This is a genomic window from Alphaproteobacteria bacterium (assembly GCA_023898725.1).
Lineage (GTDB): Bacteria > Pseudomonadota > Alphaproteobacteria > JAUHZC01 > JAUHZC01.
In genome coordinates this window covers 478,916-491,078 of sequence record CP060236.1, presented here as the reverse complement: position 1 = coordinate 491,078, position 12,163 = coordinate 478,916, and the positions used below count along the sequence as shown (strand labels likewise).

The window sequence follows — 12,163 nt, the reverse complement described above, 5'->3', positions numbered from 1 at the left end:
CTTTTTGTTGTGTAACTTTTACGCCGACATGTGGGCAAGATTGGGCGCGAAGAGACGCTTGCATGTGGTTTTTGTGGATCGATCATGATGCGAGTTTTTCTTGATTACGTTGAATAATTTCACTAGCAAGCCCCATATACGAACGAGATCCAACCGAACGCACGTCATAGATAAGAGCAGGAACGCCATGGGACGGAGCCTCAGAAACTTTGACATTACGGGGGATTTCATTTGCAAAAACAAGCGCACCAAAATGACTGCGTACATCCTGCGCCACCTGGACACACAGAGCATTTCGCCCATCATACATGGTCAAAACAATTCCTAAAATCTCAAGGTTTGGATTAAATCCCTGACGGATCTGCGCGTGCGTATTTAACAAATGAGACAAGCCCTCAAGGGCATAAAACTCACACTGCAAAGGAATTAACATTTGTTGCGAAGCCGTAAGCGCATTCAAGGTCAATAAACCCATCGATGGAGGACAATCAATCACAACATAATCATAGCTATGATGGGATTTTCCAAGAGTGTTACGTAACCGGTATTCACGTTCAGGCAAATTGACAAGCTCAATCTCAACACCGGCCAAATCGGGCGAAGCAGGTAAAATATCCAACCCCGGGATCCGCGAAGGCCGCACAGAAGGACCTAACTGGGCTAACCCCAAAAGCACGTGGTAGCTGCCGTTGCGCTTGATATGTGGTGATAGGCCCATTCCCGTGGACGCGTTTCCCTGGGGGTCAAGATCTACAAGCAACACACGGCGCTGGCAAGCTGCCATGGCTGTTGCCACATTAATCGCAGTCGTTGTCTTACCAACACCTCCTTTTTGATTCACAACAGCAATAATTCGTGGGTTGCGTACAGGGGCCTCAGGAATATCAAAAAGATCACTCATTCGTTTTGCTCCCTCTCTGTCCTTCTATCTCCTCATGGGATTCTTTATTCAGCTGCCCTATTGATGGTTTATCGATAGGCTGCACTACCTTGGGCTCTAGATTTTGAATGATTAAAAGAGCACTGTCACTGTTTGTAAGACTGGGCTCAGTCGTGCATGAAAATCTCCATGTTTCTTGGGCAGCCACATACTCTTCACGCCATGACTGTCCTTTATGAAAAATCCCTAATCCATGACCAACACGTGTGCAGCTATCCATAACAGCCAGCATGTTCGTTAATTTACCGGCCGCGCGCGCAACAACAACGTCGTATTTCTGGGACAAAGCGTTCCAATCGGATACCAAGGGTATCAAGTTAGGCAACCCAAGACGTGATTTTACCTCAACGAGAAACGCGATTTTCTTTTGATCATTATCCACACACGTCACAGAAAGACTGGGGTTTTCAATGGCAAGGACTACACCCGGTAATCCAGCACCGGAACCTAAATCAATCACGGAAGCGCCCTGAGGAATATGGCGCAACACCTGGAGAGAGTCCGCAATGTGCCTTTCTGAAAGGTTTTCAATGGTTTTAGGACCAACCAAATTAATGTGGCGCTGCCACTTGATGAGAAGTTCACAATAAGAAGTAATGGACGGATTCATAGACCAGTCAAATGTTTCACGTGGAACAATTTCCTAGAATTATCACAAAACAATACGCAACCCAAGCATTATCTCGTGTAAAAACAGAAATTTCTACAAAAAACTATAAAATGTTCCACGTGGAACATTTTGCTAAAGTTATCACAAATCCAAAAAAGCAATCATGGATTATAATTTTACATTGTTCCACGTGGAACATTTTGCTAAACCATCCAAAACAGAAGGTGCCTTACACATTTGCCTAAAAAACAAAAAACACACCCCTAGCAGCACTCAATGTTCCACGTGGAACATTGAGTGCTAAGGGCCTAAAACTTTTTTCTCGTTAGCGATGCACCACAAAGTAGAATTTATCAGCAGTAATTATCGTCCCTGAGTGGTGACGTCTGAAAACTTTCTGATAAGCCCAACCAGGGACACACCACAGAGCACATCAGCTGGGTATTTCGACAGGTTAACGCGATAGGGTTACTCTGGGGCCTCGGATTTATTTTCAACCAAGCGTTTCCACCATCCCCGGCGTTTTTTATCAGCTGTTGAGTCTGATTTTTCAGCCTTGCTTTTAAGCTCAGCTTCCTGGGTTGTTCTTTTGATCGCTTGTTTGTTTTTTTGAGGAGTCACAGAAGGTGCATCAGCGGAAGGTGTCGTTTTTTCGAGAACTTTTTCCGCAGCAACCTCTCCTGCCTGAAGAGGGGTTTCCCCTGTTCCTCTGCGCCGACGAGAGCGACGATTCCGACTACGAGAGCGCTTAGCCTGGGGCTCAATATCTCCCGCATCAGAAGGTCCCGGCGAGGGTGATTTGGTAGCTCCATCCACAGAAACAGGTTTTATCGCCTTTGGAGGGGCATCAGCACTATTCTGAGAAGCAACCTTGGTCAGTTTCTGTTGATTTTCGGGCGATGGACTCCGCCGCTGAGGGCGTTTATTGCGCTCATGAAGGCGACCCTCTCGGGATTGCTGTGGTCGTTGAGGTGGTTTGCGCTCGCTATCAAGATCTATCACGTCTTCGGTTCCTAAGGCATGATCACTAGCAATTGCAACCTTTTTGCCGCACTCTTCCTCTATGTTCAGTAGCTGTTGGCGCATATCGTTCAAAATATACAGCGCCGCAGACGGATGAAGGGCTAAACGTACTCGCTCAGGGGCTTTGGAAGAAGAGGCCGCCTCCTGAACCTTGCGCAACACCCGTACACCCAGAAGATTTTGTGCAGGCACAACACCCCGGCCACCACAATGACTACACGCCTGAGTGATGGTTTCGAGATAACTAGCACCGAGGCGCTGGCGAGAAAATTCCAGAAGGCCAAATTGGCTTATATGACCGATTTGTACACGGGCACGATCTTCCCGCATGGCATCACGAAACTTGCGTTCCACCGCGTGCACATGTTTACTGTTGTCCATGTCAATAAAGTCAACGACGAGCAATCCCGAAAGGTTTCGCAGACGCACTTGACGACCAATTTCCTCCGCAGCTTCAAGATTTGTCTTGTACGCCGTATCAACAATATTGCGTTCGCGCGTTGCACGGCCTGAGTTAATATCAATAGAAACAAGAGCTTCGGTATGGTTAATAATTAAATAACCCCCGGAAGGCAAGGTGACTTCGTGCGCGTACAAATGGCTCAACTCAGCCTCAACACCATACTTTGCAAAAAGAGAGGATGATTTTTCCACATGTTTTTTTACCCGCGACGCATAACTTGGGCTGAGTTGTTTCATATAATTTTTGGCTTCTTGGTAAGCATCAACACCATCAACCAAAACCTCCTCCATATCCTTGCGGAAAAGATCCCGCAGCGCCTGACGGATAATATCTCCCTCCTCATACACAAGACAGGGAGCATTTGAACGCAAGGTCTTTTCCCGCACCTCATCCCACAACCGCATGAGGTACTCGCTGTCACGGCGAATTTCCGACTTATTACGATCAAGTCCTGCTGTGCGTATAATGAGACTCATGTTTGTGGGAAGATCCAACGACTCAATGATTGTACGCAAACGACGGCGATCCTTCACGTCAGAAATTTTTCGTGAAACACCCCCTTTGTGATAGGCATTAGGCATCAACACACAATAGCGCCCCGGCAATGAGATGTGCGTTGTAAGGGCGGCCCCTTTACTGCCACGCTCATCCTTAACCACCTGAACTAGCATCACTTGGCCACGCTTAATGACCTCTTGAATTTTATAGCGACGATAAAAATCCCCCAGCGTTTTCGCCTGCGACGGTGCCGGTTTGTCTTCGGCATCATCAGCTGTGCCTCCCGAAATCTCGACATCGTAATCATCGTCGTCTTCCCCATCAGGCTGATCCTCCGCCGATTTTTCCGATGGAGGTTTATCTTCTAAGAGATGTCGATCGGTAGAAAGCTCATTGGTAGCATTACCAAAAGCTTGATCATCGCCCCCCTGTTCAACAGTGTCAAAAACATCCTCAAAGAGGTTTTCATTGATTTCTGATTCGGCAAGAATTTTTTGTTGCTCTTCCTCTAGAGCTTTACGATCCTCAACAGGAATTTGATAATTACTGTGTTGAATATCAGTAAACGCTAAAAATCCATGTTTTTCCTGGCCATAATCCAGAAAGGCAGCTTGTAAAGAGGGCTCTACCCGAACAACTTTTGCCAGAAAAATGTTCCCTTTACGAGATTGATTATTTGCTGTTTCAAAATCAAAAGCAACAAGTTTGTCATTTTCAACAACAGCTACGCGGCGCTCACTGGCGTGCACCGCATCGATTAACATGCGTTTTACCATTACGTAAAATCTCCATCACTAGGGGTGACGGACGCGCTACTAATTTAACACTGTTTATCAACCTCGTACGTATATACGACTTACACAGGCGTACCCACGTTTGCATGCCTGTCAAGGAATGATCTAACCGCAATTCGAATTGTCCTTTATATATCACTGGAACGTTTCTCAAAGATACCCACGACTGGGGATTGTTAGTTTAATAGCTTGTCCAAAAACCGCCGCATTGATTGTGCAGGCGGAAAACTCATACCCACACCCTACAGCAAAAATTGTAAATTACCAACACGTTTTGTGCGCGGAACGTGCCCATGAAAAATGGGCATCCTGCCTAAGTTCTCTCAGAGTTTTGCAAAGCTTTGCTAAATTTGGCCCTTTCACAAGTCATGGCAATTCACTAATACAGCAAGGCAGCACACACAAACATACCCATAAATTATAATCATTTTAGATTTTATCACTGTGTAAAAACAACAGAAGAAGCATCTGTATAACCTCTTGCTATCCCGCAACGTATAATAAAAATAGCGTAAGAATTCCTTGACAGTTTATACGCGCTAGACAAAAGTCTGTGGTTTGATAAAATGAAATACAACAACAAATGAGTATAACCTCTGTGACAAGCCAAGCCATCCAAAAAATACCTACGCCTGTGCGCGCCGACAGTGATACCCCAGCACCCTATATATCTTCATCACAACGGTTACCCGAAATAACCCTTAAGTCTTTTATTTTGAGTATTCTTCTTTCTGCTGCAATGGCAGGAGCAAATGCTTACCTAGGTCTTAAAATTGGCCTTACCGTTTCAGCTACTATTCCAGCCGCTGTGATTTCGATGGCTATTTTGCGCTTTTTCAAAAATGCCAATATTCTGGAAAATAACATCGTACAGACCACCGCCTCCGCTGGCGAAGTCGTCGCTGCTGGGACAATGTTCACCCTTCCCGCTCTTGTATTAATGGGGTATTGGGACACATTCCCCATGTGGCAAACCTCTCTTATTGTGGGAATCGGTGGAGTTTTTGGCGTATTGTTTTCTATTCCCTTGCGTCGCGCCCTTGTGGTTGAGGGGAATCTATTATTTCCTGAAGGTGTTGCCACAGCCGAAGTCTTGAAAGTGGGAGAAAGTTCCACGTCCGAGGGAGCGAAGGACTTACTTCTTGGGGGTCTTGGTGCCACACTTTTGAAGTTTGGTCAGTCTGGTATTGTGGCTTTTTCAGAATCAATCGGTATTTGGACAAAAACCGGAGGTACGCTTATTGGTGGCAGCATTGGGCTAAGTCCTGTTCTTCTTGGTGCAGGCTATATCGTTGGGCATCCCGTTGGTATTAGTATGACAATCGGTGGTGTTGTTGCATGGTTTATAGCCTTACCACTTTTTGGATACATAGAAGGTATTCCTGAGGCTAGCTCTGTGATGGGATCAGCTATGATTATTTGGAGTTCAAAGATTCGTATGATTGGTGTTGGCATGATGGTTTTGGGAGGATTGTGGACGACAGTGCACCTTATTGATCCGATGCGTCGTGCGATTGTTTCATCCTTGAGTTCGCTGAAAAAATCAGCCTCGGGTGCCAAAGTGAGAATCTTACGCACGGAGCAAGATATTCCGTTTATCTATGTTTTATGGAGCATTATGGCTTTATGTCTGCCACTTATTCTGATGACACATAATTTGTTTGATCCGCAATCACTGTCCTTCACAAGTCTTGGGTATGCGGGTGTGATTATGGCAATCATTATAGCAACACTTGTGCTCGGTTTTCTGGTGTCAGCCATTGCAGGGTATATGTCGGGGATTTTAGGTTCATCAAATAATCCCCTTTCTGGCGTCACAATTATGGCCGTAATGTTTGTGTCTCTGTTGTTGCTTGTGCTTATGTCAAACGATCTCGGACAGGCTATTTCTGCAGCAACCCTTGCCGGTATTTCGATTATCATAGCGGCCGTTGTCGCGTGTGCAGGTGCCGTAAGTTGTGATAATCTTCAAGATTTGAAAGCAGGACAATTAGTCGGAGCGACACCTTGGAAACAACAGGTTATGCTAATTGTTGGTGTGATTGTTGGGTCATTATTAATGGCACCAATTTTTAACGTGCTTTTTGCAGCTTATGGTATTGGGGATGTTATGCCACGAGAAGGAATGGACCCTGCGCGGGCTCTTGGGGCACCAAAAGCAGCTATGATGGCCATGGTAGCCAAGGGCGTATTTACGCACTCTCTTGATTGGAGCATGGTGACCATTGGTGGAATCGCAGCCATTCTTGTAATCGCAGTAGACGAGGTTCTGCGCGCGCGTGGATCAGAGTTCCGTCTCCCTGTATTGGCTGTTGCTCTTGGTGTATATATGCCCTTAGAGATTACACTTCCTGTTTTGATTGGGGGGTTGATTTCTCTTTATGCTACAAAGAAGCTTGACAAGGCACGGGGGATTCTTGGCATTCACTTTCACAATGTTGTAGAGGTTGCGCGTCGGCGAGGGATGCTTTTTGCGTCAGGGCTTGTTGCGGGTGAAGCTCTTATTGGCATTACCATTGCCGCCATGATTGTTTCCGTGCCGTCCATGCGCGATTCTCAAGAAATGTTGAATTTGAGTGTATTCGCACAAAATATTGGGGGTACTGTTGTATTTGCTCTCATGTGCGCCTATCTATATACTATCAGTTCCCGTACCTCAAGGTCTCTGTAAAGAACCGACGTAGGGAGGGCGCAACACACTTACCTACCCGCCTGCAGTATAGCAAGGATAGGTGGTTTCATTGATGAAGGAGCACAGCCATGGCACGTCTTCAGGTTTTAACGCTTCCTGATGATCGCCTGCGCCTTGTTGCAACACCAGTGGTTGCAGTCAACGGTGCTGTACGCAAACAGCTTGATGATATGCTTGAAACGATGTACGCCGATAATGGTGTAGGACTTGCAGCAACTCAGGTCAATATTCACAAGCGCATGATTGTCATAGATCTGCGTGAGGATCTCCCTCAGGCAGCCTCTTCTGGTGTTTACAAGATGATCAATCCTGAGATTATCTGGTCAAGCCCAGAAACAACGACAAACAATGAGGGATGTCTTTCAGTTCCGGAATACCGGGTAAAAGTGACGCGATCCGCATGTATACGTCTCCACTATTTGGATGAGAATGGAGATCCTCAAAACATCAAGGCCGAGGGAATGCTTGCTGTGTGCATTCAGCACGAAATTGATCACCTCAATGGAAAGCTGTGTATCGATTATCTCTCTCCCCTAAAGCAAAAAATGGCCCTTAAACGCCTTGCCAAACTCAAACGTTTTTATAAAACGCTTCCTGAAGAAGACACACCCGATGCCTGATAAGGAAATTAAGAGTCAAAACAAGAGTAAAACTTCAAAGGCCTCTCCCACACAACCGCTCCGTGTTGTCTTTATGGGAACCCCCGACTTTGCTGTACCAAGCCTAGTGGCTCTTCTACAGAAAGATACTCTCTATGAAATCGTCGGGGTCTTTACACAGCCTCCTCGTCCTGCTAATCGGGGACAAAAGCCTCAGAAATCCCCAGTGCATCTTTGTGCTGAGGATCATAACCTTACCCTTTTTACCCCCGAGAAACTATCCCCTGTTGATGCTTATGAATCTTTCTGTGCCCTTGCTCCTGATGTGTGTGTCGTCGTGGCCTATGGGGCACTCTTGCCACAGCGATATCTTGATGTGCCAACGCACGGGTGTATTAATGTCCATGGATCATTGCTACCCCGGTGGCGGGGTGCAAGCCCCATTCATGCATCAGTCATTTATGGTGATACAGAAGGGGGGATAACCATCATGGAGATGGTGAGAGAATTAGACGCCGGCGATATGTTAGCACATGTTGCTGTGCCCATTACACCAAAAACAACAGCAGGGGAATTTCATGATGTGTTATGCCACAAAGGGGCTGAGATTCTGACGCATACACTTGCGAGATACTGTGCCGGGAACATTATCCCTGTCCCCCAAGATCATACCCTGGCCACATACTCTGGGAAACTCACCAAAGAGTCGGGGCGGATTGATTGGACACAGTCGGCATCTTTTGTAGACCGTCATATCCGCGGACATACGCCCTGGCCAGGTGCCTGGTTTACCTACGATGGTGTGCGCATTAAAGTACTCAAAGCAACCCCTGTGATTACCCTTGAAATGAAACCTGGGGAAATTAGTCCAGATAGTATGCATATTGGATGCAGAGGAGGGGCCATGCGTCTCGAGACGGTCCAACGAGCAGGAAAAGAACCCCAAGATATCATCCCGTTCTTACGGGGTTTTCCGATGGCTCCTGGAAGTTGTGTGATCCATTCACGTGCGCTATAAACTCACCATTGAATATGACGGAACGGGATTTGCTGGGTGGCAAATGCAGCCCACTGCAATTACTGTACAAGGTGTCTTATTAGAAGCGATCGGTAAGTTTACACAGACCGATCCTTCACACATTTCTATTATGGGATCAGGGCGCACGGATGCTGGCGTTCATGCACTCGGACAGGTAGCTCACGTAGACTTTGAGCGTTCCTACACCCCCCACCAAGTCCGGGAAGGAATAAATAGTCACCTCAGGAAACATCGCGTATGTGTGGTAGAGGTGAGCCAGATAAGCAGTGAGTTTCACGCCCGATTTTCTGCACTCCGGCGATCCTATCGGTACAGAGTTCTCAACCGCCGTGCGCCTCCATCGTATGAACACAACAAGGTGTGGCATTGCCCTGTGAACCTTGATCGGGATGCCATGCAAGAAGCTATACCCTATTTTCAGGGCCTACAGGATTTTACATCCTTCCGCGCATCACTCTGTCAAGCGACAAACCCCATTCGTTCGCTAGAGTCAATTACCCTCATAGCGCACGAAGATGAACTACACCTGAATGTTTCCGCCCGTGCATTTTTACACCATCAGGTGCGCAACATTATGGGAACCTTGATGTGGGTTGGAAAGGGTAAGTTTAAACCGCAAGATATTCCAGGCATTTTCGCAGCACGTAATCGCTCTGCTGCTGGACCGACGGCTCCACCTTATGGGCTTTGCTTTATGAAGGTCGACTATCCCGAGGTACTGATCAAAACTTGGCAGGATGGGATTGAGTGAACTGGGATATACATCTGGAGAACTTTTATGAAATGCTTCGGGTAGAGCGCGGATGTAGCAACAACACACGCATTGCTTATAAAACAGATTTACAAAAAGTACAGGGTATCCTTGGGAAAACCAGGCTTGAAAATCTCACGCGGGAGGAAATTTATACCTTTCTGGAGAATGAGTATGGTCAGGGAATGGCATCTTCTACTGTTAGTCGTCGCATTTCAGCCTTAAGACAATTTTTTCACTTTTTGATTACTGAGGGAGTTCTTGAAACAGACCTTACACAATACCTGAAAAAACCCCGCTTAGGGCGCACTCTTCCCAAGCACCTCAGTGTGGAAGAGGTTTCTTGCTTGATTGAAGCTAGTCACGACAAAGAGGGCATAGAGGGCTTGCGTTTAACAGCCATGATGGAGATCCTCTACGCCACGGGTATGCGTGTTACTGAGCTTGTTTCAATGGCCCGCAATAGTCTCATTAAAAGCCAAAACCATGACTTGGTGCGGGTATGCGGAAAAGGCAGCAAAGAACGCCTTATTCCTCTTACGCACCACGCAATCAAAGCGCTGGATGCGTATCTTCCTTTGCGTGACTCTTTCGGCGCAAGAACAAGCCCCTTTCTGTTTCCCTCACGCGGGGTTCTGGGGCACCTTACGCGCCAACGATTTCACCAGTTAATCAAAGAGCTTGCGCTTTCTGTGGGAATTGACGCCCGCAAAGTTTCTCCGCATGTCATCCGTCATGCCTTCGCCACGCATTTATTAGCTAGAGGGGCTGATCTTATTAGCGTGCAAAAACTTCTCGGACACAGCAGCATCAATACCACAGAAATTTATACGCACATCTTGCCTGAATCACTCAAAGATTTGGTTGAGAGTTGTCATCCCCTGACACAACGTGCTAAAGAAAAAGAATAATTTTTGGAGCTTACGATGGTACATCTTGATTTTGAAAAACCGATTATTGAGCTTGAAAACAAAATTACCGAGCTCCAACACTTATCATCAACAGATTTCAGTATCACAGGAGAGATCACCCGCTTGCGTGAAAAAGTGCATACACTCCTGGAAAAAACCTATGGTTCCCTTACTCCCTGGCAAACGGTACAGGTGGCCCGCCATCCAGATCGTCCACACACTCAGGCCATTATTGATCATCTGATCACCGATTTTACTGAGCTGCACGGTGATCGCAATTTTGGGGATGATCGGGCTATTATTGGTGGCATTGGTCGCTTTCGAGGAACCCGCTGCGTTATAATTGGTCATGAAAAAGGAAACGACACAGAATCCCGAATTCGCCACAACTTCGGAATGCCTCTTCCCGAAGGATACCGCAAAACTCAACGCTTAATGAAGCTGGCAAACCGCTTTAAAATCCCTGTAGTCGCTTTTATTGATACGGCTGGGGCTCATCCCGCACTTGAAGCAGAAGAGCGTGGACAACATCAAGCCATTGCTGAAAGTATAGAGGTTACACTCAACCTTCGCGTGCCTGTTGTCTGTATTATTACGGGGGAAGGGATGTCTGGAGGGGCTATTGCCATTGGTGCAGGGAACGCCGTTTGCATGCTTGAACATGCTATTTATACCGTGATTTCACCAGAGGGCTGTGCGGCGATTTTGTGGAAAACAGCTGATAAAAAGCAAGAGGCCGCCACTGCACAAAAATTAACCGCACAGGACTTGCTTGGACTTAAAATCATTGATGAAGTGATCAAAGAGCCCCTTGGTGGAGCACATCGTAACCGGCAAGACGCCATGGCAGCAATTGGCGATGCGCTTGAGCGCCAACTTATCCGCCTTATGCGCATCCCCGATGGTGATATACGCCAGCACCGGTGGGACCGTTTCCTCCATATTTCCCGCAAAGTATCCTAAGAAAATAAAACCATCAATCGGAATAATTGTTTTTAATAAAAGTATTAATATAAATATTATCCTTTAAAAACAAATAATTAGTAACAGTGAATATTTATCGGTATTAATAAAATATTAGGGGTTCACTGTTATCATACTACGCAAAGCTACAGAAGAAATCATCATGCGAAAAATTTTATCTTTCCTCAATGCTTGTGTATTCATTTTCAACACATATACACCAATACAAGCAGGGACATCCTCTGAGTTTAATTTTCCTGTCTTTTACGCAAGCGTTCAAGAGGCCAATAAAGAAATCCGCGTGCTATCCGGTGTTATTGCGAATACTGCTGCAGAAAAGCGTAGGGATATTAGCATTCAAAGCGCCATAAGCTTTTCAAAAAAATACCTGGGAATGCTGAAGCAACTTCCCAAATTCTCGGAATACTTACAGAAGAATAGCAAAAACTCTTCCGTCCAAAGGGCAGCAACAAAGTATCGCTTTATTGATCATGAGTTAAGTCGCATGAATGAAGAGTACTACAAAGCTCAGGCAGAAAAAGAGTTTGAAAAAGGAGGAAAGCTGGATCTTTATAAGTATCTGTTAACCATGATTTCTACACTTGAAAACGCTGGAACATTCAGCAAAGAACATGCAAATTTAACGTATCACGGCGTTATGGGAATTGTTTTTATTGTTCACGAGTTATACAGAAAATTTGAAGACGTCAGCGGGCGCGATCCCAAATTGGAAAAACGTATCAACACAGCTATTGTGAAGTTTTTGCGTCGTGCTCTTTAAGTTATCGCCTCTCTCACCCAAGCCATGAACCACGCTCTATCACAGAGTGTGGTTTTTTATGGTGTTGTTTGCAATCCTTGGGTAGTATGCCTTCATTGA

Annotated in this window: 10 protein-coding genes; 7 read left to right on the top strand and 3 right to left on the bottom strand. The window is 46.0% G+C overall.

Annotated features, from left to right (window positions below; all coding sequences use genetic code 11):
* Positions 1 to 82: 82 nt before the first annotated feature.
* The 3 genes from H6849_02175 to H6849_02165 form a co-directional block, all read right to left on the bottom strand.
* Complete coding sequence (locus tag H6849_02175; GenBank protein USO01827.1) at positions 83 to 901, bottom strand: ParA family protein; 819 nt, start codon at positions 899 to 901, stop codon at positions 83 to 85.
* Positions 894 to 1,550, bottom strand: coding sequence for a 16S rRNA (guanine(527)-N(7))-methyltransferase RsmG (gene rsmG / locus H6849_02170; protein USO01826.1), 657 nt, complete (start codon positions 1,548 to 1,550; stop codon positions 894 to 896). Before rsmG ends, H6849_02175 begins: the two co-directional genes overlap by 8 nt.
* Before the next feature lie 468 nt (positions 1,551 to 2,018).
* Complete coding sequence (locus H6849_02165) at positions 2,019 to 4,310, bottom strand: Rne/Rng family ribonuclease (protein ID USO01825.1); 2,292 nt, start codon at positions 4,308 to 4,310, stop codon at positions 2,019 to 2,021.
* Positions 4,311 to 4,911: 601 nt separating this feature from the next.
* Here H6849_02165 and H6849_02160 point away from each other — a divergent pair.
* The 7 genes from H6849_02160 to H6849_02130 all read left to right on the top strand — a co-directional run bounded on the left by H6849_02160 (position 4,912) and on the right by H6849_02130 (position 12,064).
* On the top strand, positions 4,912 to 6,999 hold the full coding sequence (locus tag H6849_02160) for an oligopeptide transporter, OPT family (GenBank protein USO01824.1): 2,088 nt from the start codon (positions 4,912 to 4,914) through the stop codon (positions 6,997 to 6,999).
* Between the two features lie 89 nt (positions 7,000 to 7,088).
* Positions 7,089 to 7,640 carry a peptide deformylase gene (gene def / locus H6849_02155; protein ID USO01823.1) on the top strand — a complete coding sequence of 184 codons (552 nt, stop codon included), beginning with the start codon at positions 7,089 to 7,091 and terminating at the stop codon, positions 7,638 to 7,640.
* Positions 7,633 to 8,637 (top strand): methionyl-tRNA formyltransferase, encoded by a 1,005-nt coding sequence (locus H6849_02150; GenBank protein USO01822.1) that lies wholly within the window; start codon positions 7,633 to 7,635, stop codon positions 8,635 to 8,637. Before def ends, H6849_02150 begins: the two co-directional genes overlap by 8 nt.
* Positions 8,627 to 9,409 carry a tRNA pseudouridine(38-40) synthase TruA gene (gene truA / locus H6849_02145; GenBank protein ID USO01821.1) on the top strand — a complete coding sequence of 261 codons (783 nt, stop codon included), beginning with the start codon at positions 8,627 to 8,629 and terminating at the stop codon, positions 9,407 to 9,409. Before H6849_02150 ends, truA begins: the two co-directional genes overlap by 11 nt.
* Before the next feature lie 32 nt (positions 9,410 to 9,441).
* Positions 9,442 to 10,320 (top strand): tyrosine recombinase, encoded by an 879-nt coding sequence (locus H6849_02140; GenBank protein ID USO01904.1) that lies wholly within the window; start codon positions 9,442 to 9,444, stop codon positions 10,318 to 10,320.
* Between the two features lie 15 nt (positions 10,321 to 10,335).
* Positions 10,336 to 11,283, top strand: coding sequence for an acetyl-CoA carboxylase carboxyltransferase subunit alpha (locus H6849_02135; protein ID USO01820.1), 948 nt, complete (start codon positions 10,336 to 10,338; stop codon positions 11,281 to 11,283).
* 163 nt (positions 11,284 to 11,446) lie between these two features.
* Positions 11,447 to 12,064, top strand: coding sequence for a hypothetical protein (locus H6849_02130; GenBank protein USO01819.1), 618 nt, complete (start codon positions 11,447 to 11,449; stop codon positions 12,062 to 12,064).
* Positions 12,065 to 12,163 lie beyond the last annotated feature (99 nt).